Genomic DNA, 20,535 nt, shown 5'->3' with positions numbered 1-20,535 from the left:
TATGAATCAACCGCCGCACACACCGCTTCTCGATCTCGTCAACACCCCCGACGATCTGCGCCGCCTCAAGCCCGAACAGCTGCGCCAGCTTGCCGATGAACTGCGCACCGAGATGATCGACGCGGTCAGCACCTCGGGCGGGCATCTTGGCTCGGGCCTCGGCGTGGTCGAGCTGACGGTCGCGATCCACTATGTCTTCAACACGCCCGAAGACAAGCTGGTGTGGGACGTCGGGCACCAGTGCTATCCGCACAAGATCATCACCGGACGGCGCGACCGCATCCGCACGCTGCGCCAGGGCGGCGGCCTGTCGGGCTTCACCAAGCGCAGCGAAAGCGAGTACGATCCCTTCGGCGCGGCGCACTCCTCCACCTCGATTTCGGCGGCGCTGGGCTTTGCGGTGGCGAACAAGTTGCAGAACCGCCCGGGCCGCGGCATCGCGGTGATCGGCGACGGTTCGATGAGCGCAGGGATGGCCTATGAGGCGATGAACAACGCTGCGCAGGCGGGCAACCGGCTGGTGGTGATCCTCAACGACAATGACATGTCGATCGCGCCGCCGGTGGGCGGGCTGTCGGCCTATCTGGCGCGGATGGTGTCTTCGAGCGAATATCTCGGCATCCGCAGCCTCGCGAGCCGCGCGGTCAAGAAGATGAGCCGCCGCCTCCACGACACGATCGGCAAGGCCGAGGAATTCACCCGCGGCATGGTGACCGGCGGGACGCTGTTCGAGGAACTGGGTTTCTACTATGTCGGCCCGATCGACGGACACAATCTCGATCACCTGCTCCCCGTGCTCGAGAATGTGCGCGACACCTCCGAAGGCCCGGTGCTGATCCATGTCGTCACCGAAAAGGGCAAGGGCTATGCTCCGGCTGAAAATTCGGCCGACAAGTATCACGGCGTGCCCAAGTTCAACGTCATCACCGGCGAAAAGGCCAAGAGCGCGCCGTCTGCGCCCGCCTATCAGGACGTGTTCGGCTTGACGCTGGCAAAGCTTGCCGAAACCGACGAGCGCATCTGCGCGATCACCGCCGCGATGCCTTCGGGCACGGGGGTCGACAAATTCGCCAAGGCGCATCCCACCCGCACCTTCGATGTCGGGATTGCCGAACAGCACGCGGTGACTTTCGCTGCGGGCCTCGCGGCGGAAGGGATGCGGCCCTTCGCGGCGATCTATTCGACCTTCCTCCAGCGCGCTTACGATCAGGTGGTGCACGATGTGTGCATCCAGAACCTGCCGGTGCGCTTCGCGATCGACCGTGCGGGTCTGGTCGGCGCGGACGGAGCGACACACGCAGGCTCCTTCGATATCACCTATCTTGCCACGCTGCCCAACATGGTCGTGATGGCCGCCGCGGACGAGGCCGAGCTGGTCCACATGACCTATACCGCCGCCGAATATGACGACGGCCCGATCGCCTTCCGCTATCCGCGTGGCAACGGCACCGGCGTTCCGCTGCCCGAGGTTCCGGTGAAGCTCGAAATCGGCAAGGGCCGCGTGGTGCGCGAAGGCACCAAGGTCGCGATCCTCTCATTGGGTTCGCGTCTGGCCGAAGCCTTGAAGGCCGCCGACACGCTCGAGGCCAAGGGATTGTCGACCACGGTCGCCGACCTGCGCTTTGCCAAGCCGCTGGATGAAGACCTGATCGCCCGGCTGATGCGCAGCCACGAGGTGATCGTCACGGTCGAGGAAGGCGCGGTCGGCGGGCTCGGCGCGCATGTGCTGACCTTCGCCAGCGACACGGGCCTCACCGACAACGGCTTGAAGGTGCGCACGCTGCGCCTGCCCGATACCTTCATTGATCACGACGATCCGATGAAGCAGTATGACGAGGCGGGCCTCAACGCGCCGCAGATCGTCGATACGGTGCTGAAGGCGCTGAAGCACAACAGTGCAGGGATTGCGGCAGGCGAGGAAGCGCGGGCGTAAACGCCTGTGGGCGAATGGCTCGGCGTTCCGGAATGGCTGGCGGTAACGGCATTCGTTATCGGCGGATTGGCGATCTGGCTGACGCGCGGGTTCGTCATGCTCCGGCGGGCGCATCGCCGGGTGGCCGCGCGCCGTCCCAACCCCACCGATGCCGAATTCTTCGCGATGATGGCGCAGGATTGTTCGCCTGAAGCGGCGCGCTTTGTGTGGCAGCAGGCGCTGATCTATATCGCACCGCGGCTGACACCGCACCCCGACGACCATCTGCTCGATGATCTTTGCATCGACGATGACGATATCGACACCGATTGGGTCAGCGAATGGGCCGACCAGCGCGGTGTGCTCCAGAAAACTTTGCCCGACTGGCCGAAGGATTGGCCGCTGACGGTGCGCAATTTCGCACGATGGCTCGATCTCGTGCCCGCTAGCGCGGCTGCGTGATCGACAGCATTTCCGGGTTGGCCGGGGCCTCGACCGGGGTGCCGGCAGGGATCGCAGGTTCGGGCTCGGGTGCGAAATCGCCCGTGCCTTCGAGTTCGTCGAGCCACATCTGGTCGCGTTCCGAAATCGGCTCGCCCTTCAGTTCGGCGATCGCGCGGCGGCGCTGCGCCAGATAGGTTTCGCGCCGCATCCGGTAGGGATCGTCCGAGGCCGCGATCTTGGCCAGATCCTCGTCGAACTTCAGACGCTGGTCGAGCCCGTTGACCACGAAATAGGTCGCAGCATAGGCGGGTTTGTTGAACGGCTTGCCGAACAGGAAGGGCAGCAGCGCCTGATCCAGCGTGCTCCCCGCCAGATCGCGCACCGTTGTCGCGCCGGTGACCGGCAGATAGAGATAGGGCCCCGCCCCCACGCCGTAAAACCCCAGAGTGTTGGCAAAGCCGTTGCGGCGATAGGGCAGCCCGGCGCGCTTGCCCGCGACATCGAACAATCCGCCGATGCCGACGGTGGTGTTGATCGCCATCCGGCCCAGCGTCTCGAACGCCTTGCCGACCTTGCCCTGCAACAGGAAATTGAGCGCGACCGCCGGTTCATTGAGATTGCGCACAACATTGCCCAGCCCGTCGCGCACGGGTTCGGGCAGGCCGTCGCGATAGGCATCGGCAACCGGCTCGATCACCGCCGCGTCGACCGCCTGCACCGCGCGGTAGCTCTGTTCGTTGACGCGTTCGATCGGATCGCTCTTGGGCGGGCCGATCTGGCCTTCAATGACAATTTCGGTGACCTCCTCGCCGTCGGTGCTGTCGCTTTCGGCAGGGGGCGCCGTGTCGGGATCGACGGGCGTATCGTCCTGCGGGCCGGGGGCCTGCGCGGGCGCAAGCGTCCAGTCCTGCGGAGCGACCTGTTCGGGGGCAGGCGCGGACGTGGCCATGGGGACCGGCGCTTCTGCCGCTTGCCGCGCAGGCGTGCCTGCCAGCGCGGCGGCGATCATCGGCGAAGTGGCGGCAAACAGGGAAAGGCTCGGCAAATCGTTTCTCCGCACGTTCCCTATCATAACCGCATCTGCGGGCCGGGCCGGGTTGCCCTTGTCATGGGCCCCCTATACGCAGGCTTAATAAATCACACCATCTGCACAAGGTTCCCCATGTCCGAAATGTCGCTGATCGAAGTCACCAAGGAAGGCCCCGTCACGATCCTGACGCTGAACCGCGCGGAGAGCATGAACCCGCTCGGCGCGCCGGGCGACGGGGACGAATTTCTTGCCGTCGCCAATGCGATCAACCGCGACATGGAATGCCGCGTGGTGATCCTGACCGGCGCGGGCCGCGCGTTCAGCGCGGGCGGCGATGTGAAGGCGATGCAGAACAAGACCGGCACCTTCGGCGGCACCACGCCCGCGATTTCGGATGGCTACCGCGACAATATCCACATGATGCTGCGTGCCCTTTACGGGTTGCGCGTGCCGGTGATCGCGGCGGTCAACGGCCCGGCGATCGGGCTGGGCTGCGATGTCGCCTGCCTTGCCGATATCCGCATCGCTGCCGATACCGCCAAGTTCGGCGTGACCTTCCTCAAGCTCGGAATCATCCCCGGCGATGGCGGCACCTGGATCCTGCCCCGCGTGATCGGGATGAGCCGCGCGGCCGAACTGTTCTACACCGGCGACGTGATTGATGCGGCCACCGCAAAGGACTGGGGCCTCGTCAGCCGCGTCGTTCCCGCAGACTCGCTGATGGACGAAGCGCGCAACCTCGCGGGCAGGATCGCGCTGCTCCCGCCGCATTCGCTGCGGCAGACCAAGAATTTGCTGCGGCAGGGCCAGCAGACCAGCTACGACACCGCGCTGGAACTCGCCGCCAACACGCAGGCGATGATGCACACCACCGCCGACCATGCCGAAGGCGTCGCCGCGCTGATCGAAAAGCGCGCCGCCGTGTTCAAAGGCGAATAATCAGCCGAGCCAACGCCACACGCCCGCCGGAATGCCGGCGTGCCACAGGTGGATTGCCTGTGCGATCAGCCACAGCGCGGTGCCCGCGACAAGCGGCACCGCGCCCACGCGCGGCAGTTGCGCAAGGCGCGGCCAATAGGCAGTTTTGGCAGACCATTCGCGCCAGCTTGCCCCCATCAACACGGCTTTCTTGCGATCCTGCAGCCGCGCGCCGACCAGCGCGAGGATGCCCATCGCGCCCGCGGTGATCATCGTCCGCACGCTCCAGAACAGCACGAGGTGCGAAAGCGCCCACAGCCCGATCGCCCACATCATCGGATGACGGGTGACCCGGAACACGCCGCTGGGCTCGGCCCTTGCCTGCGCCTCGGCCTGCGGGGTGGGCAGCGCGGGATTGCCGATGAAGGAGCCGGCGAGCAGCACCATCGCCAGCCAGGTGAGGATCGTCGCGGCAATCCAGCCGTGATCGCCCGATCCGGGCAGATCGCCGCCGGGCGCCGCGGCAAAGGCGCGCGCAACCCAGAACAGCGCGGCGAAGCTGATCGCGGTATAGGCCAGCGCAAAGCCTTTTTCGCCCAGCGCCTTGACCATCGGCGCGCGCAAGGGATGCGACATCGCAAAGTGCGAGCCGACAAAGGCGACATTGGCCGCGACCAGATTCCAGAGTGCGAAGGTCATCCCCGGCCCCTCCCCCGGGCCGGGAACGAAGCTAGCCGCCGATCGCGATCAGTTCCACCTTGAACAGCAAGGTCGCATTGCCCGGGATCGGCCCGCGCCCGACCGGGCCATAGGCCATGTCGGCGGGGATCGCGATTTCGATGATCTCGCCCACCCCCATGTTCGGGATCGCGACCTGCCAGCCCTTGACCAGCCGGCCCAGCGGGAAGGTTGCAGGCTCTCCGCGTTCATAGGAACTGTCGAACACCGTCCCATCGAGCAGTTTGCCCTCGTAATGGACGGTGACCATGTCCGAGAGCAGCGGCTTCTGCTTTGATGCGAGATATTTCGACCAGCGCCAGCGCACGCCGCCTTCCGACTGATGCCACCCATCCTGCGGCGTCAGGCCGAGGAGGTAGGCCTGCTGCCGGCTGTGCCAGGCAAGGCTTTGCGCGTTGGGATCGGCGGGCGCTGCCTCGCCCGCCTGTGCCAGCGTGGGCACAGGGGCGAGGGCCAGCACTGCGGCCAGCAGGGCTGCGGTCTTCATGATGCGCGCCATTACCAGTCGTAGGCCTTGGGCCGTGCGCTTTCGTCGAGCGTCTTGTAACGATCGCGCAGGCGGGTCTGGTGGTTGGTCAGATCCTGCGCGCGGCCGGCGATGAACACCGCCGATGGCACCGCGCCCGCTTCGAGCGGATCTTCGGTCCAGATCACCACATCGCCCACCGCGCCGGGTTTGAGCACGCCCGCCTTGCCGCCCATGCCGCTGATCTCGGCGGGGACCGAACTGATCGCGGCAAAGGCCTGGCCCCAGGTCATGCCCGCAGCGCCCGGCATCTTTGCGAGTGCGACGAGGTTGCCCGCCACCTGCTGCAAGCGGCGCGGGTTCTGCATCGTCGCGGCATTGATCGCGACCTTCACCCCTGCACGTGCCAACCGGCCCGCGTTGGATTGCGTCGCGCCCAATTGCTCGAAGGTTTCGGGCAGATCGAGGAGGCCGTTGGCGATCACCGGAACGCCCGCAGCGGCGATGTCATTCGCCACCAGCCAGCCCTCGGTCGCGCCCACCAGCACCAGATCGAGCCGCGGGTACTCCGCCTTCAGCGCCAGCACCGCGCGGATATCGGCCATGCGCTCGGCCTCGACGTAGAGCTTCTGGCGGCCGGTCACGACCGGGACCAGCGCCTCGGCATCGAAGCGGCTGAGGAGCACCTCGTCGGCCTTGTCGATCGCGGTGGTCTGGGGAATGCCGGTCTTGCCCACCAGCGCCTGCGCTTCGCGCAAGGCCGCGCGCAGCAGCGCATGGGCAGCCGGACGGCTGCCGCCCGCCTGCGCCGCGCCCGCTTCGCCCAGATTGATCATCTGGAACGCACGCGCCTGCATCACGGGGTTGGCATCGCCATCGAGATCGATGATCGCGCCCTGCCCTGCAAAGATCGAGCCCGACGGCATCATCGCCGTGGCCGCGCGGGTGATCCCGGCGACCTTGTGGACGAGGATGTGCTGCGAGGTGGGATTGATGCTGGTCGAGGCATCGAGCGCCGCGCTGAACGGCGTGCCGCGCGCGGCGATATCGTTGGTTTCCTCCACCGCGGTCACATCGGCAAGCCCGAGCGTGGTGACGGTCGCGAAGATGCCGGGGGTTACGAAGGCCCCGCCCGCATCCACTGCCGTGCCGCCACCCGCAGGCGCGCCGCCCGCGGGGCCGGCGTAAACGACATTGCCGCCGCGCACGACAACGGTGCCGCCGCTGATCGGTTCGCCCCCGTCGCCGATCACGAGGCGGGCGTTGGTGATGGTCACATCCTGTGCACTGGCATTGTAGCCGACGAACGCTCCGGCAAGGCCGAGCATGATGCCCAGCGCACCGACCGGGCGCAGGCGGGTCTTGGATGCGCCGATCATTTCACATCTCCTTCACCGGGCTGGCCAAGCTCGAAATCGCTGACGGGCCGTGTCTTGGGGTTCATCGCATCGAACATCAGCGCGCCGTCGATCCAGACCTTTTCGGGCCGCGAATAGACGCTCAAGGGATCGCCATTCCACAGCACCACGTCGGCCATCTTGCCCACCTCGAGACTGCCGGTCATGTCCTCGATCCCCATCGCCTTGGCGGGGTTGTAGGTCAGCCAGCCGATCACGGTCGCATCGGGAATGTCGATCCCGGCGCGGCGGCCCGCGGCCTGCGCCTTGGCGGCTTCCTGATTGAGCCGCTGGATATCGTTCTGATCGTCCGAGTGGATCACCACGCAGGCGCCTTCGCGCTGCAGGAAGGCGGCGTTTTCCTGGATGCCGTCATAGCTTTCCATCTTGAAGCCGTACCAGTCGGCCCAGATCGCGCTGCACACATCGTTTTCGCGCAGCAGATCGCCGATCTTGTAGGCCTCGACCGCGTGGTGGAAGGCCGAAACCTTGTAACCCATCTCCGTGGCCATATCGAGCACCAGCGCCATTTCGTCGGCGCGGTAGCAGTGGTTCTGGATCAGGATATCGCCCTTGAGCACGCCGACCAGCGTTTCCTTGCCCAAATCGCGCTTGGCCTTGGGATCGTTGGCATAATCGATCGCGGCGAGCCAGGTTTCGCGGTTGACCGCGAAATTGCCCATCCGGGTCGACGGCATCCGCCCGCGCCCGCCATAGACGCGCTTGGGGTTCTCACCGCAGGCCATTTTCATCCCGTAGGGCGCGCCGGGGAATTTCATCCCCTGCACCGTGCGCGCGGGCACGTTCTTCAGCGTCACCGAACGCCCGCCCATCAGGTTGGCCGAGCCGGGAAGGATCTGGAGCGCGGTGATCCCGCCATTGGCCATCGCGCGGCTGAAACCGGGGTCCTGCGGCCAGACCGAATGTTCGGCCCAGACTTCGGGCGTGGTCGGGCTGGTCGCCTCGTTGCCGTCCGAATGCGCTTCGACCCCGGGCGAGGGATAGTCGCCGAGGTGCGAGTGGATGTCGATGATCCCAGGGGTGACGAACTTTCCGGTGCCGTCGAAGACCGCGATGTCGGCGGGGATTGGGGTATCGGGGCCGCCGATCGACGTGATCTTGCCGCCGCTCATGAAGACGACGCCGTTCTGGATCGTCCCGCCGCGCCCGTCATAGATCGTCGCCCCGCGGATCGCGGTGGCGGCATTGGGGTAGGGCTTGTAGGTCGAGGCGAAGACCGGCTCGCCCGCCGGGGTGGCCGCGTAGGTCTTGTCCGACTTGGCCGAGGCGCTGGCCGGCTTCGCATCGTCGCCGGTGGTGGTGCAGGCTGACAGCGCGATGGCGCTGACAAGGGTGGTCAGCGCGGCAAACCGCCCCCGCATTTGTGTATCTGCGAACATTCAAACCTCGCGTTTATCCGATCCGGCGGTTGGAACGGAAAACGCGAGGCTTGTCCATGCAGCCCGTCGATTTTGACGTCCGTTTTCGCTTACTCGGCCGGGCGGATGCCGGCCTGTTGCGCTTCGGCATCACCAAAGACGCGCTCTGCCTCGGTCGATGCGCTGTCATCGCGCAGCGTATCGAGGTGCATCAGCTTCTTGATCAGCGGGCTGACCACCAGCACGCCGACGCCGACCGCAATCGCGATCCAGCCGATCTGGCTGTAGACGTCGAGCACGACCTGCTTGCCCGCACCTTCGCCCGAAGCCGCTTCCGAACCGGTCGCCGCCGCGATCAGACCGGCGGCAAAGTTGCCGGTGGCCGATGCAAAGAACCAGGTGCCCATGATCAGCGATGCCATGTGCGCCGGCGCCAGACGGTTCATCGCCGACAGGCCCACGGGCGACAGGCACAGCTCGCCAGTGGTGTGGAGCAGGTAGATCAGGAAGATGAACAGCACCGGGGTCAGGTTGCCGGTCGCAGCGCCCGCCACCAGCACAAGGAAGCCCGCGCCCAGCTGCATCAGCGCCAGGCCGAACTTGGCCGGGGCCGAAGGCTCAAGCCCCTTGCGCCCGAGCCAGGTCCACAGCGTCGCGAACACCGGAGCCAACAGCACGATATAGATCGCGTTGATCGACTGGAAGGTCGACGCGGGCCACAGGATGCCAAGGAATTCGCGGTCGACATAGCGGTCGGTGTAGAGGTTGAGCGACGAGCCAGCCTGTTCGAACAGGGCCCAGAACAGGATCGAGCCGACAATCAGGAACATTGCGGCAAAGATCCGGTCGCGGTCTTCGCGCGGCAGTTTTACCACTGCGGTGAACAGCACGTAGATGACCAGCGCGGCCCCTGCGAGGCCGAGCAGCGTGCCGACCACCGACTGGTTCTGCACCATCCACCAGCATGCGCCGACAGCGGCGACACCGATCGCGTAGAGGCCCCATTCGGTTCCCTTCGCAAGCGGCTTGGGCGGTTCGCCCCGGCCCAGCAGCAGCGGCTTGAACACGGTGAAGACGACGAGGCCGAGCAGCATCCCGAAGCCTGCCGCACCGAACCCGTAGGACCAGCCATAGGTTTCGCCAAGGTAACCGCACAGCAGCGAACCCAGCGCCGCGCCAAGGTTAATCCCCATGTAGAAGATCGTGTAGGCCCCGTCGCGCCGCACGTCGGTGCGCGGGTAAAGCTGCCCGACGATCACCGAGATGTTCGCCTTCAGGAAGCCCGATCCGACGATGATGAAGGCCAGCGCCAGCCAGAAGATGTTGAGCGCAGCCGCATCCTGTCCGCCGTTGCCTTCGAAGCCCATCAGGAAGTGGCCGAAGGTGAGCAGCAGCGCACCGTAGGTTACCGCCTTGCGCTGACCCAGATAACGGTCGGCCAGATAGCCGCCGAGCACGGGGGTGATGTAAACCAGCGCGGTATAGGCACCATAAATAACGCCGGCCTGTGCATCGTCGAACAGCCAGTGCTTGGTGAGGTAGAAGATCAGCAGCGCCCGCATGCCGTAGTAGGAGAAACGCTCCCACATTTCGGCAAAGAACAGAACGAAAAGACCCTTGGGGTGGCCGAGGAAAGTCCCGGCGCTGTCCCCGTGCGGAAGATCGGCGGTGGCCATGAAAAGCATTATCCCTAAAACGCGCCTCTCTTGCGGGGCGCGGACCCATGGCGCGGCAACCTAACGCCTCATTCGGTCATGTGAAGCTTTTGTTGCGTGTGAAACCTTATTCCGCCCAACTTGACCGCATGGCTGTATTATGGCACTGATGCACCTATGAGCGCGAACCGTCCCGTCTATCTCAAGCTGCGCGACCAGATCGCAGCGGCGATAATCGATGGGATTTACCCCGAGGGTGCGATGCTGCCATCAGTGCGTGCGCTCGCAGCGGAACAGGGCGCAAACCCGCTCACCGTCGCCAAGGCCTATCAGCAGTTCCAGAACGACGGCCTCGTCGAAGTCCAGCGCGGGGTGGGGATGTATGTCGTGCGCGGTGCCGCGGAACGGCTGCGCAGCGCCGAACGCGCCGCTTTCCTGCGCGACGAATGGCCCGAAATCCGCAGCCGGATGGCGCGGCTGGGGCTCGATCCTGCCGATCTCGCGGTTACCCCCTGACCGGAATACGACTTACATTGCTGTAGGTTGCGCCGTTTCCCGTTTTGTGACAGATTGCAACCGATTGCCGGCGACGGGATTGCACAAGCACCCGCGCTGCGATTAAAGGGGCTGCCTCACGGGTCGGGGGCGCATGATAGAAACGACGGGGTAACCCGCATAACGGTGTGACACGGCGGCTTGGCCTTACGTGTGCGCCGGGAGATCGGCATGATCAGATCCGAATTGCTGCAGGAACTGCACAAGGACAACCCAGACCTGCGCGCCGACGAGATCGAGCAGGTGGTCGACATCTTCTTCGATGAAATCGCGCAGCGGCTGGCCGAAGGCGGGCGCGTCGAATTGCGTGGCTTTGGCGCCTTCTCGACCCGCGAACGCGAAGCGCGCAGCGGCCGCAACCCGCGCACCGGCGAAACGGTCGATGTGCCCGAAAAGCGCGTGCCCTATTTCAAGGCGGGCAAGGAAATCCGCGAGCGGTTGAACAAGTAGGTTTGCGTGCCCGCCTCCGCGGGCACGTCCTCGGTGCTGTTCCAAGCCCGGCGGGCTTGGGCACCTGCGGCTCGCGCGCGTGCGCTCGCGGTCGCGTGCACGACCGGAATTACCGCTGATAATCGGGGATGGCGAAAGCGCCGGCCCGCCTACCGGCGGGCCGCAAGGCCGAACGGCCGCCCGCAGCGACGCGCCCGCAGGGCGTGTGAGCGAGGATTTCGCATCGCGGAGGCGATGCGGACCACAAGTCACGCCGCGCGCGGCATCGCGTCGTCGCGCGCGAGGCCGGGGACGGGCACTTCGCGCGTCATTCCAAGCGCCGAGAACACCAGTTCGATCAGCCGCGCGGTCCCGCCCGATTGGCTCATGTCGACCGGCACCAGTCCCAGATCCGCCATCTCGGCAAGTTCGCCGGCCTGCGGCACGGCGATGATCCGCACGACATCGGGCATCCGTTGCTGTGCGAGCGGGGTGACCTCGCGCGAGACATCGGTAGCGCCGGTCGCGACCACCAGCACCTTGCGCCGGCCCACCCCGATCGCGTCCCAGCTGCGCGGATCGGCGGGGTTGGCGCGGTGCACGTGATAGCCATCCGCCAGCGCGGTCTGGAAGCGGTCCTGATCGGCCTCCAATGCGAGATAGCCGATATCGTTGAAATCCAGCGCATCGGCGAGCGCACGGCCTTCGGGCGTCAGGCCGATGATCAGCACGGGCGCATCATCACCGGCCAGCTTGGTGTCGGGCGGGCCCTGCCGCAGCCGTCCGGCCAGCTTGCGGCCCATGTTCGAGACGAACGGCGTCACCGCAAGGCTGATCGCGATCGCGGTGACCATCGCGGAGACCAGCCGCGCTTCGGCCAGCCCCGCGACCGCGGGCAGCGCGAGCAGCACCAGCGTGAACTCGCTCCCCTGCCCCAGCAGGAACCCCAGCTGGATCGATCCCGGCACCGACCAGCGGTTGAGCACGCCCGCGATCACGTTGAACGCGCATTTCAGCGCGATCACGCCGGCCGTCATTATCGTGACCAGCTGCCAATCGGCCACCAGCAGCGCCGGGTCGATTCCGAGCCCGACCGAAATGAAAAAGAAGCTCATGAACAGCCCGCGAAACGCGTCGATCTCGGTCTGCACCAGAATGCGATAGCGCGAATCGGCGACAGCCATCCCGCCCAGAAACGCCCCCAGCGTCAGCGACAAGCCGGCCATCCCGGTCGCCCATCCGGCCGCCAGCGCGATGAACAGCGCGGTCGCGGTATAGACCTCGGTGGTGCCCGCGCGCGCGATCAGGCCGAACAGGGGCTCTGTCAGGAAGCGTGCGAACAGCACCGCGATCCCGAACGCGGCGAGCGCCTTGGCACCTGCGATCCCCAGCGCCGGCGCCAGATCCCCGCCGCTCGCCAAGGCGCCGGCGGTGACCAGCAGCAGAATCGCGGCAATATCCTGAAAGATCAGGATCGATTGCGCCGCGCGGCCCACCGGGCAATCCTCCTGCCCGCGCTCGCGGATCAGCCCGATCACCACCGCGGTCGACGACAGGCCCATCCCGAAGCCCGCGATCACCGCAAACATCACCGGCAACCCCAGCGCCCAGAACAATACGGCAAACCCCCCGCCCGCGACCAGCATCTGCAGGCTGCCGAAGCCGAAGATATTGCCCGCTTCGGCCCGGATCCGCCCGAGCGAGAAGTGCAGGCCGAGGTTGAACAGCAGGAACATCACCCCCGCCTCGGAAATCGCGGCGACCAGCGGCCCGCTGAAGTCCGGTGCAAGCCCGAGGCTGGCGAGGGCCAGACCCAGCCCGAGATAGCCGACGATCGGGTTCAGCCGCAGCGCGCGGCTGGCCAGCGCCGCGCCGATCCCGAGGCCAAGCAACGTGATCGCCGGCTGGATCGTCGCCACCACCGAATGTGCGTCTGCCGCTTCGCCCGCCATCAGCCCGTCGCTCCTGTTTGCATGAGCGGCAGATGCAGCCTCGATCAAGGTCTGGCAAGCATCACGGGCGCTCTGGTCATGGCGTGGTGTTCTGTGCCAAGGCGGCGCGCATGCGGGCGTGGCGGAATGGTAGACGCCGGGGACTTAAAATCCCCTGAGCTTTGCTCGTGCGGGTTCGAGTCCCGCCGCCCGTACGTTGCCCGCGCACCAAGCAGCGCGCCCCGCGCATCTCCCCTGCCATCATTAGCTTTGCCTTAAGGGCTTGCTGCGTAGTCCTTTTGATCAGGAGTGCGGGGCAGATTCGGCCTTGCACACGTCTCGCCAGCGCCAGGACCAGGGGCTGTCGGTTTGGGACATGATCGATGGATGCAGCGCCTCTCCCGGCCCCCCGCGGGCCGCTCGCAGAGCCTTCCGGCGAGGACCAGCGCGCCGCCCCGCGCTTCACCTTGTTGATTCGCGCGGCAAAACTGGTTTCAGCGCAGGGCGAATTCGTCTGCGTGATCCGCGACGTGTCCGAAACGGGGGTGAGCGTCCGGCTGTTCCACGATCTGCCGGGCTGCAAGGCGTTTGCGCTGCACATGCCCGCCGGAGCGATCTACGAAGTCGCGCAGGTCTGGCACCGCGGCAACGAGGCGGGCTTTGCCTTTGCGCACAGCGTCGAAGTGGCCACGCTGGTCACCGAAGCGAGCGAATATCCCAAGCGCGGTTTAAGGCTGGGGCTGTGCTTTCCCGTCACGATCGCGATGCTTGCAGGCCGGTTCGATGCAGTGGTCGAGAATTTTTCGCAGCAGGGCGCGCGGCTGTCCTGCAACCATCTGCTGGCAATCGACCAGTCGCTGCGGATCGAGATGCCCGGCCCCGGGGGCCAGATCCGCGAAGTGCGCGCCAAGGTACGCTGGCGCCGCGACAACAATTACGGCGTGGTGTTCGACGACACCTTCACGCTGGGCGATTTTGCGCGGATGGCCGCCTTGCTGCAGGCACCCGCGCTCCTGGACGATGACGCCGCCGGCTAGGCAGGCACGAACTTGAGCGCAGCGCCGTTGATGCAATGGCGCTTGCCTGTGGGCTTTGGCCCGTCGCCGAAGATATGTCCCAGATGCCCGCCGCAATCGGCGCAGTGCACTTCGGTGCGCGGATAGCCGATCAGATAATCGGTGCTGGTTCCCACTGCTCCCCGGTCGATGGCCTGCCAGAAACTGGGCCAGCCGGTGCCGCTGTCGAACTTGTGCGCCGAGGCATAGAGCGGGTTGGCGCAGCCCGCGCAGACAAAGGTGCCCTTGCGCTTTTCCCTGTCGAGCGGCGAGGTAAAGGCGCGTTCGGTGCCTGACTGGCGCAGTACGTAATATTGCTCGCGCGTCAGCAGCTTCTTCCATTGCGCATCGGTCTTGCCCTTGGGATAACTGCGCGCTTCGGCCGGGTCGGCGCCGCACGCCGCGACGAACGGCAGCGCGGCAGCCGCGGCAAGCAGGCGGCGGCGGTCAAGCGTGGGCAGGGGCATCGCGGCATTCTCCTTCAGGCGCAGCGGTTGAAGCCGCGCCCTTCCAGTTACGTTCCACGCGCCCTTGCGGTTTCACCCCGTCAGAAGGTGGTGATCTCGACCTCGAGCTTGCGGAAGCCGTGGACGAAGTTGGCGCGTACCCGTTCGACATCGCCCGCGACATGCACGCGCATCCGGCGCTTGTGCATTTCTTCGAGCAGCACCCGCAATTGCAGTTCGGCCAGCCGCGCACCGACACAGCGGTGGATGCCGTAACCGAAAGCCAGATGCCGCCGCGCATTCTCGCGGGTGATGTCGAGCGTATCGGCGTTTTCGAACACCTCCTCGTCGCGGTTGGCGCTGATATACCACAGCACCACCTTGTCGCCGGCCTTGATCTGCTGGCCGAACACCTCGGTATCCTGCGTGCAGGTGCGCCGCATATGCGCCAGCGGCACCTGCATCCGCAGGATTTCCTGCACCGCGTTGGGGATGAGGTCGGGCCGTTCCTCGTAAAGCTTGCGCTGATCGGGGAAGCGGTCGAGCGCGTGGATGATCCCGCTCATGGTGTTGCGCGTGGTGTCGTTGCCGCCGACGATCAGCAGGATCAGGTTGCCCATGAATTCTTCCGGGCGCATCTGGTTCATCGCCTGCGAATGGATCATCATCGAGATGAGGTCATTGCCCGGCTCGCTGTCCATCGTCCGCTCGATCCAGAGCGACTGGAAATAGGCCGCCATTTCCTGAAGGATGCCCCAGCGCATCTCGTCGAGTTCGCGCACGGTGGCCAGTTCGGTGTCGCCCGACCAGTCCGACCAGAAAGTCAGCAGGCGGCGGTCTTCCCAAGGGAAACCGAACAGGATCGCGAGCATGCCCGTGGTCAGTTCGATCGAAACCGTATCGACCCAGTCGAACACTTCCCCGCGCGGCAGGCGGTCGAGCACTTCGCCGGTGCGCGCGCGGATTTCGGCTTCCATGTCGGTCATCGCCGAGGGCGTGAACTTGGGCGCGACGGTGCGGCGCTGCCCGGTGTGCTGCGGGCGGTCCATCGCGATGAACATCGGCAATTCGCGCGGCGCATCAATCCCGGCAGCGGCGGCTTCTTCTTCGGTCAAGCGGTTGAGGATCGTGATCCCGCCATGCTCCCAGCTTGACGAGAACAGTTCGGGCAGCGCCTCGATATGCTGGATCGCCTTGTGGCCGACCACCGCCCAATAGGGGCCGAAGGGACTTTCGGGAATCCAGTGCAGCGGGCCCGCGGCACGCATTTCGGCAAACACCGGCTGCCAGCGATCCTCGGCATAGATGTCCGAGCGGCTGACATCCCACTTATGCGGGTGGTGCAGGCGTTCTTCGGGATGGCTTTCAAAATGGGCCTTGAGCGCGTCGTAGGCCGACGGCTCGCGCCGCACCTGCGGACGCTGGATTGCGGGCGGGGTGGGGGCGATGGTGGCCATGACTGTCTCCCGTCGGGCGGCCTCTTGATGGGGCCGCTCCTGAACGAGTCGCAGTCTGCCTCAACTGACAGGCATGTCAATAGTGGGTTGCGTTTCGGGACTGACCTTACGCAGTCGCGCGAGGGCGCCGCTTTACCCTGTCGCGCCCCGCCCCGCCCGATTTCATCACCCGCTTGCGGAACAACAGCGACCCGCCCTTGACCAGCGCCAGCACCGCGATCCCCTGCCACACCAGCGCCAGCGCGTGGGTCCACAGCTCAGGCTCCATCGCCGCGCGCGCCAGCATCGCGAAGGGCGAGGACAGCGGGAAGGCGATCGCGGCCAGTTCAAGCCCGCTGCCGGGCTGCTTGATCGTGTAGGCGGCGAGGAAGAACACCATCAGTTGCAGCATCGTCACCGGCATCGACAGGGTCTGCACCTCGCGCACCGAACTCGCCATCGAACCGATCGTCAGGAACAGCGCGCCAAGCAACAGATAAGCCATCGCGAAATAGACCACGCCCAGCACCGCGAACAGCGGCCAGCCGACCGCAGGTGCGGGCAGGTTGGCAGGGTCGAATCCGGTCACCTGCGTGATCGCACCGCCGCCTGCTGCCCACAGGCCGAAGCCTGCCAGCCCCCACACCGCAATCCCGACGAAGGAGACCGCCAGCATCGCGAACAGCTTGCCCATAAAGACAGCGTCCATCGGGATCGCTGCGGCAAGGATTTCGATGATCTTGTTGGCCTTTTCCTCGACCAGATTGGACAGGACCATGCCGGCGAGCAGCATCGTCAGCAGGAACAAGAGCATCTGCGCGATCTGCGCGGTCTGGACGCGGGTCGAGCGTTCGGACGCGGCGCTGATCGCGACCGCCTCGGTGCTCACCACTGGGAAGGCCGCGGGCCGGGCTTCGCGCGCATGGCCCGCGATCAGCCCCACCGGCCCTTGCCAGCGGGCGATCTGTTCGTCGGTGCCGACCAGACGCGGTTGGCTGAGCGTTCCGGTGAGGATCGCGGCATAGTTGCCGCGGCGGCCTTCCATGAAGCCACGCGCGTCGAAGGCAGGATCATCGGCCGCTTCGGGCACGGCGCGCAGATCGGGGAGTGCGTAGGGCAATTGCGGCGCAAGGGTCTGCGCTGCCGCGATCATCGCTTCGTTGTCCTCCGGGGTCATCGCCAGGCCGACCTCGACGCTCACCGCATCGCGCTGCACCTCGCCGCCGATGCTGCCCGCAAGCCCGCCGACGATCACCGGAAACAGCGGTCCCAGAAGGAAGAACAGGAAGGCGCGGCTGAACAACACGGCAACAAAATCGCGCCGCGCTATCACCCAGGCCGCTTCGATCGCGGAGAGCCGCGAGGGGGTGTGAGCGGTCATGCCCGCGCTCCTTCGGCATCTGCGGCAAGCGCGGCAGCGGCGGCCTCGCCCGCGATCGCGACAAAGGCATCGTGCAGACCCGCGCGTTCGATCGAAAGCGAGAGGATGCCCGCCTCGCCTTCGATCAGGCTTTTGAGCAGCGGCTCGATCCCGGTTTCGGGGAGCGGGAACTGGAAGAAATCGCCATTGCGGCGGGTTTCGGGCGGGAGCGCGGCCATCCATGCGCCTTCGCGCGCACGGGTTTCGAGCCGCACCTGCGCCGGGATCCGGTCGCGCGCCGCCTCGACGCTGCCGGCATAGGGCACCTTGCCCCCAGCGATGATCGCCACGCCTTCGCACAGGCGTTCGGCATGGTGAATGACGTGGGTCGAGAAGATCACGGTCACCCCGTCATCCGCCAGCGCGCGGATCATCAGTTCCAGCTTTCCCTGGTTGATCGCGTCCAGCCCCGAAAACGGCTCGTCGAGCACCACCAGCCGCGGCTGATGCACCAGCGTGCCGAGCAATTGCACGGTCTGTGCCATGCCCTTGGAGAGCTGGCGGATCTGCCGTCCCGCGGCATGGCCGAGCCCGTGGCGGTCGAGCAGATCGGCCGCGCGGCGGCGCCCTTCGGCGAGCGGCAGGCCGCGCAGCGCACCCATGAAGGCGATCGCCTCGATGCATTTCATCGAGGGGTAAAGGCCGCGTTCTTCGGGGAGATAGCCGATCAGCCGGCCGATATCATGCGGGCGGTCATGCCCGAACACGCGGCGCACGCCCGCATCGGGATCGATGATGCCGAGCAGCATCCGCAGCGTCGTGGTCTTGCCCGCACCATTGGGGCCGAGGATGCCGTAGATCGCGCCTTCGGGCACCGAAATGTCCACCCCGTCGACCGCGCGCGTGCCGTCGAAGCTCTTGACCAGCCCGCGCGCTTCGATGGCGAGGGGGCGTGCGTCGACCGGGATCGCGCCGAAACGCTGTGCCGCATTGCCCGCCGTGATGTGATCGCTTACCGCCATGTCCATAGGGCTTACGCGATTAGCGCGCAGGATTGAACGGGAGCCTCTCCAGACATGGTTAACACGGCCGCAAGCCTTGCCGACCGGATCGGTGCGCAGGCGCTGGCCGAAGGCTTTGCCGTGTGCGGCTTTACCGGCGCGCGCGAAAATCCGCTGCGCGCCGCGCGGCTCGAACAGTGGCTGGGCGAAGGCCACCACGGCAGCATGGAATGGATGGCGACGCGGCTGGAACACCGGCGCTCGCCGCAAGGTCTGTGGGACGAGGCGCGCAGCGTGATCGCGCTGGGGATGAGCTACGCGCCCGCGCATGATCCGCTCGCGCTCGAAGGATCGGACAGCCACGCGCGGATCTCGGTCTATGCGCAAGGCAAGGACTATCACGATGTCGTCAAGAAACGGCTGAAGGCGCTGGCCCGCTGGCTGGTGGCCGAGGTGCCCGGCGCAGGGGTCAAGGTGTTCGTCGACACCGCCCCGGTGATGGAAAAACCGCTGGGCGAGGCCGCCGGGATCGGGTGGCAGGGCAAGCATACCAACATGGTCAGCCCGACGCATGGCAGCTGGCTGTTTCTGGGGGCGATCTACACCACGCTCGATCTTGCTCCGGCGACGCCGCACCGCGACCAGTGCGGAAGCTGCCGCGCGTGTCTCGATGCCTGCCCCACCAATGCCTTCCCCGCGCCTTACCGATTGGATGCGCGGCGCTGCATTTCCTACCTCACGATCGAGCACAAGGGGCCGGTCGACGAGGATCTGCGCGCGGGCCTCGGCAACCGCATCTATGGCTGCGACGATTGCCTTGCGGTGTGCCCGTGGAACAAGTTTGCCAGCCAGGCGCAGGCGATGCGCGAATTCCTGCCGCGCGCCGAACTGGTCGCGCCGCGGCTGGGCGAGTTGCTGGCGCTCGACGATGCGGGGTTTCGGGCGCTGTTCTCGGGCTCTCCGATCAAGCGGATCGGGCGTGACCGCTTCGTGCGCAACTGCCTGTATGCCGCGGGCAACAGCGGCAACGCCGGGCTTGCGGTGCAGGTGCAAGCCTTGACCGCCGACCCTGACCCGGTGGTTGCCGATGCCGCCCGATGGGCGCTGGCGCGGCTTACATCAGGTCTTTGAGCGCCACCTCGGGATCTGCCAGCAGCGCCGGATCGACCTTGCCTACCCCGCTTTCGAGCAGCTTTCGCGCCTGCACGTAATCCTTCATCGTGCCCACGCAATCGAAGGCAATCGGCTTGCCGCCCTTCAGATAGACCACGGTGAACTTGCGCGTCGCCGGATCGCCGCGCAGCACGGTCTGGTCGAAACCGAGGCTGAGCCCGGCGGTCTGCAATTTCAGATCATACTGGTTCGACCAGAACCACGGCAGCGCGTGATAGGGCGTCTTGTCGCCCATGATCGCGCGTGCGGTGGTGGCGGCCATGTCGTGCGCGTTCTGGACCGATTCCAGCCGGATCACCGCATTGTCGGCAAAGGCGTTGGCGTGCGCGGCGCAGTCGCCGATCGCATAGACATCGTCGAGCGTCGTGCGGCAGCAGAAATCGACATCGACCCCGTTGCTGCCCGCCGCGCCCGCAGCGATCAGCGGCGCGACCGCGGGCACCACCCCGATCCCGACGACGACCATGTCGCAGGCGATTTCCTCGCCATTGTCGAGCCGGACGCCGGTGACCCGCCCCTCGCTTTCGCCGAGCACTGCACTGACCCCGGTTTCGAGCCGCACATCCACCCCCTGCCGGCGGTGTTCCTCGGCATAGAAGTCGGACAATTCCTCGCCGGCCACGCGCGCCAGCAGACGCGGCAACATTTCGACCAGCACGACCTCGCAGCCGAGCTTGCGCAGCACCGCGGCGGCCTCCAGCCCGATATAGCCGCCGCCGATCACCACCGCGCGCCGCGCGCCCGCGTCGAGCGCGCGCATCATAGCATCGGCATCACCCTTGTCGCGGACATAGAACACCCCGGGCAGCACCGCACCCGGCACGGGCAGGCGGCGCGGATCGCCCCCGCCCGACCAGATCAGCTTGCCATAGGTCACTTGCCCGCCATCGGACAGCGTCAGCGCATGGCGCACCGGATCGATCGCGGTCACCGCTGCACCGAGACGCAGGGCGATATCCTTCTCGGCCCAGAATTTCTCGGGCCGGATCATGATCCGCTCGAACCCCTTGTCGCCCGCGAGATATTCCTTTGACAGGGGCGGGCGTTCGTAAGGCGGCGCAGTGTCGCGCCCGATCATCAGGATCGAACCTTCGAACCCGTGCTGGCGCAGCGCGATCGCGGCCTGCGCGCCGCCGTGGCCGGTGCCGACGATCACGACATCGGCGTGTTGGTTCATTGCTGCCATTGCGTCGCTATGCCCTTCAGGTGA

19 protein-coding genes and 1 tRNA gene are annotated in these 20,535 nt (G+C 66.2%); 8 read left to right on the top strand and 12 right to left on the bottom strand.

The features are described 5' to 3' along the window. Nucleotide 1 precedes the first annotated feature (1 nt). Together dxs and A9D12_RS04900 are read left to right on the top strand one after the other, a co-directional pair. Nucleotides 2-1,933 (top strand): 1-deoxy-D-xylulose-5-phosphate synthase, encoded by a 1,932-nt coding sequence (gene dxs / locus A9D12_RS04905; protein ID WP_068350304.1) that lies wholly within the window; start codon nucleotides 2-4, stop codon nucleotides 1,931-1,933. Between the two features lie 6 nt (nucleotides 1,934-1,939). Next, nucleotides 1,940-2,374, top strand: coding sequence for a hypothetical protein (locus A9D12_RS04900; RefSeq protein WP_068350303.1), 435 nt, complete (start codon nucleotides 1,940-1,942; stop codon nucleotides 2,372-2,374). On the opposite strand, the gene A9D12_RS04895 is transcribed toward A9D12_RS04900, so the two are convergent. Beyond that, on the bottom strand, nucleotides 2,358-3,401 hold the full coding sequence (locus A9D12_RS04895) for an MlaA family lipoprotein (protein WP_197489881.1): 1,044 nt from the start codon (nucleotides 3,399-3,401) through the stop codon (nucleotides 2,358-2,360). The genes A9D12_RS04900 and A9D12_RS04895 overlap by 17 nt on opposite strands. A 117-nt stretch (nucleotides 3,402-3,518) precedes the next feature. Here A9D12_RS04895 and A9D12_RS04890 point away from each other — a divergent pair, with 117 nt between their 5' ends. Continuing rightward, entirely contained in the window at nucleotides 3,519-4,325 is an 807-nt protein-coding gene (locus A9D12_RS04890; RefSeq protein WP_335645788.1) for a crotonase/enoyl-CoA hydratase family protein, read from the top strand. On the opposite strand, the gene A9D12_RS04885 is transcribed toward A9D12_RS04890, so the two are convergent. From A9D12_RS04885 to A9D12_RS04865, 5 genes are all read right to left on the bottom strand, one after another. Beyond that, entirely contained in the window at nucleotides 4,326-5,003 is a 678-nt protein-coding gene (locus A9D12_RS04885) for an NnrU family protein (RefSeq protein ID WP_068350301.1), read from the bottom strand. A gap of 31 nt (nucleotides 5,004-5,034) precedes the next feature. Beyond that, nucleotides 5,035-5,529: an FKBP-type peptidyl-prolyl cis-trans isomerase gene (locus A9D12_RS04880; RefSeq protein ID WP_068353677.1), complete on the bottom strand. Its 495-nt coding sequence runs from the start codon at nucleotides 5,527-5,529 to the stop codon at nucleotides 5,035-5,037. A gap of 11 nt (nucleotides 5,530-5,540) precedes the next feature. Next, a complete protein-coding gene (locus A9D12_RS04875; RefSeq protein ID WP_068350300.1) occupies nucleotides 5,541-6,887 on the bottom strand; it encodes an amidohydrolase family protein in 1,347 nt (448 codons plus the stop codon). Then, nucleotides 6,884-8,305, bottom strand: coding sequence for an amidohydrolase (locus A9D12_RS04870; protein WP_068350299.1), 1,422 nt, complete (start codon nucleotides 8,303-8,305; stop codon nucleotides 6,884-6,886). Before A9D12_RS04870 ends, A9D12_RS04875 begins: the two co-directional genes overlap by 4 nt. Before the next feature lie 89 nt (nucleotides 8,306-8,394). Further along, nucleotides 8,395-9,960 (bottom strand): peptide MFS transporter, encoded by a 1,566-nt coding sequence (locus A9D12_RS04865; protein ID WP_068353674.1) that lies wholly within the window; start codon nucleotides 9,958-9,960, stop codon nucleotides 8,395-8,397. A 156-nt stretch (nucleotides 9,961-10,116) separates the two neighbouring features. Here A9D12_RS04865 and A9D12_RS04860 point away from each other — a divergent pair, with 156 nt between their 5' ends. After that, the gene (locus A9D12_RS04860; RefSeq protein ID WP_068350298.1) at nucleotides 10,117-10,455 is read left to right on the top strand and encodes a GntR family transcriptional regulator; all 339 of its coding nucleotides are present in this window, start codon (nucleotides 10,117-10,119) and stop codon (nucleotides 10,453-10,455) included. A gap of 210 nt (nucleotides 10,456-10,665) precedes the next feature. After that, entirely contained in the window at nucleotides 10,666-10,944 is a 279-nt protein-coding gene (locus tag A9D12_RS04855) for an integration host factor subunit beta (RefSeq protein ID WP_017664490.1), read from the top strand. Between the two features lie 248 nt (nucleotides 10,945-11,192). On the opposite strand, the gene A9D12_RS04850 is transcribed toward A9D12_RS04855, so the two are convergent. Continuing rightward, on the bottom strand, nucleotides 11,193-12,875 hold the full coding sequence (locus A9D12_RS04850) for a cation:proton antiporter domain-containing protein (RefSeq protein ID WP_231889695.1): 1,683 nt from the start codon (nucleotides 12,873-12,875) through the stop codon (nucleotides 11,193-11,195). Nucleotides 12,876-12,987: 112 nt separating this feature from the next. On the opposite strand from A9D12_RS04850, the gene A9D12_RS04845 reads away from it, so the two are divergent. Further along, nucleotides 12,988-13,069 (top strand) — tRNA-Leu (locus A9D12_RS04845). A gap of 168 nt (nucleotides 13,070-13,237) precedes the next feature. Next, the gene (locus A9D12_RS04840; RefSeq protein ID WP_068350297.1) at nucleotides 13,238-13,891 is read left to right on the top strand and encodes a PilZ domain-containing protein; all 654 of its coding nucleotides are present in this window, start codon (nucleotides 13,238-13,240) and stop codon (nucleotides 13,889-13,891) included. Here the strand turns inward: A9D12_RS04840 and msrB are convergent. The 4 genes from msrB to A9D12_RS04820 form a co-directional block, all read right to left on the bottom strand. After that, nucleotides 13,888-14,376, bottom strand: coding sequence for a peptide-methionine (R)-S-oxide reductase MsrB (gene msrB, locus A9D12_RS04835; RefSeq protein ID WP_068350296.1), 489 nt, complete (start codon nucleotides 14,374-14,376; stop codon nucleotides 13,888-13,890). The two genes, A9D12_RS04840 and msrB, sit on opposite strands and share 4 nt — an antisense overlap. Before the next feature lie 80 nt (nucleotides 14,377-14,456). After that, nucleotides 14,457-15,812 (bottom strand): cytochrome P450, encoded by a 1,356-nt coding sequence (locus tag A9D12_RS04830; protein WP_068350295.1) that lies wholly within the window; start codon nucleotides 15,810-15,812, stop codon nucleotides 14,457-14,459. A 106-nt stretch (nucleotides 15,813-15,918) separates the two neighbouring features. Further along, nucleotides 15,919-17,172 (bottom strand): ABC transporter permease, encoded by a 1,254-nt coding sequence (locus tag A9D12_RS04825; RefSeq protein ID WP_068350294.1) that lies wholly within the window; start codon nucleotides 17,170-17,172, stop codon nucleotides 15,919-15,921. Further along, nucleotides 17,169-18,179, bottom strand: coding sequence for an ABC transporter ATP-binding protein (locus A9D12_RS04820; RefSeq protein ID WP_068350293.1), 1,011 nt, complete (start codon nucleotides 18,177-18,179; stop codon nucleotides 17,169-17,171). Before A9D12_RS04820 ends, A9D12_RS04825 begins: the two co-directional genes overlap by 4 nt. 48 nt (nucleotides 18,180-18,227) lie before the next feature. On the opposite strand from A9D12_RS04820, the gene queG reads away from it, so the two are divergent. Beyond that, nucleotides 18,228-19,283, top strand: a complete 1,056-nt coding sequence (gene queG / locus A9D12_RS04815; protein WP_068350292.1) for a tRNA epoxyqueuosine(34) reductase QueG — start codon at nucleotides 18,228-18,230, stop codon at nucleotides 19,281-19,283. On the opposite strand, the gene A9D12_RS04810 is transcribed toward queG, so the two are convergent. Continuing rightward, nucleotides 19,267-20,502, bottom strand: coding sequence for an NAD(P)/FAD-dependent oxidoreductase (locus tag A9D12_RS04810; RefSeq protein WP_068350291.1), 1,236 nt, complete (start codon nucleotides 20,500-20,502; stop codon nucleotides 19,267-19,269). The two genes, queG and A9D12_RS04810, sit on opposite strands and share 17 nt — an antisense overlap. Between the last annotated feature and the right edge of the window lie 33 nt (nucleotides 20,503-20,535).

Source organism: Erythrobacter neustonensis, from assembly GCF_001663175.1.
GTDB lineage: Bacteria > Pseudomonadota > Alphaproteobacteria > Sphingomonadales > Sphingomonadaceae > Erythrobacter > Erythrobacter neustonensis.
The sequence above is the reverse complement of the archived record's forward strand: the minus strand, read 5'-3'. Positions and strand labels throughout refer to the sequence as shown.

What these genes read in the sequence shown, in the direction of transcription:
- dxs (WP_068350304.1), top strand. Translation starts at nt 2, where the DNA reads ATGAATCAACCGCCGCACACACCGCTTCTCGATCTCGTCAACACCCCC.
- A9D12_RS04890 (WP_335645788.1), top strand. Translation starts at nt 3,519, where the DNA reads ATGTCCGAAATGTCGCTGATCGAAGTCACCAAGGAAGGCCCCGTCACG.
- A9D12_RS04885 (WP_068350301.1), bottom strand. Translation starts at nt 5,003, where the DNA reads ATGACCTTCGCACTCTGGAATCTGGTCGCGGCCAATGTCGCCTTTGTC.
- A9D12_RS04880 (WP_068353677.1), bottom strand. Translation starts at nt 5,529, where the DNA reads ATGAAGACCGCAGCCCTGCTGGCCGCAGTGCTGGCCCTCGCCCCTGTG.
- A9D12_RS04875 (WP_068350300.1), bottom strand. Translation starts at nt 6,887, where the DNA reads ATGATCGGCGCATCCAAGACCCGCCTGCGCCCGGTCGGTGCGCTGGGC.
- A9D12_RS04870 (WP_068350299.1), bottom strand. Translation starts at nt 8,305, where the DNA reads ATGTTCGCAGATACACAAATGCGGGGGCGGTTTGCCGCGCTGACCACC.
- A9D12_RS04865 (WP_068353674.1), bottom strand. Translation starts at nt 9,960, where the DNA reads ATGGCCACCGCCGATCTTCCGCACGGGGACAGCGCCGGGACTTTCCTC.
- A9D12_RS04860 (WP_068350298.1), top strand. Translation starts at nt 10,117, where the DNA reads ATGAGCGCGAACCGTCCCGTCTATCTCAAGCTGCGCGACCAGATCGCA.
- A9D12_RS04855 (WP_017664490.1), top strand. Translation starts at nt 10,666, where the DNA reads ATGATCAGATCCGAATTGCTGCAGGAACTGCACAAGGACAACCCAGAC.
- A9D12_RS04850 (WP_231889695.1), bottom strand. Translation starts at nt 12,875, where the DNA reads ATGGCGGGCGAAGCGGCAGACGCACATTCGGTGGTGGCGACGATCCAG.
- A9D12_RS04840 (WP_068350297.1), top strand. Translation starts at nt 13,238, where the DNA reads ATGGATGCAGCGCCTCTCCCGGCCCCCCGCGGGCCGCTCGCAGAGCCT.
- msrB (WP_068350296.1), bottom strand. Translation starts at nt 14,376, where the DNA reads ATGCCCCTGCCCACGCTTGACCGCCGCCGCCTGCTTGCCGCGGCTGCC.
- A9D12_RS04830 (WP_068350295.1), bottom strand. Translation starts at nt 15,812, where the DNA reads ATGGCCACCATCGCCCCCACCCCGCCCGCAATCCAGCGTCCGCAGGTG.
- A9D12_RS04825 (WP_068350294.1), bottom strand. Translation starts at nt 17,172, where the DNA reads ATGACCGCTCACACCCCCTCGCGGCTCTCCGCGATCGAAGCGGCCTGG.
- A9D12_RS04820 (WP_068350293.1), bottom strand. Translation starts at nt 18,179, where the DNA reads ATGGACATGGCGGTAAGCGATCACATCACGGCGGGCAATGCGGCACAG.
- queG (WP_068350292.1), top strand. Translation starts at nt 18,228, where the DNA reads ATGGTTAACACGGCCGCAAGCCTTGCCGACCGGATCGGTGCGCAGGCG.
- A9D12_RS04810 (WP_068350291.1), bottom strand. Translation starts at nt 20,502, where the DNA reads ATGAACCAACACGCCGATGTCGTGATCGTCGGCACCGGCCACGGCGGC.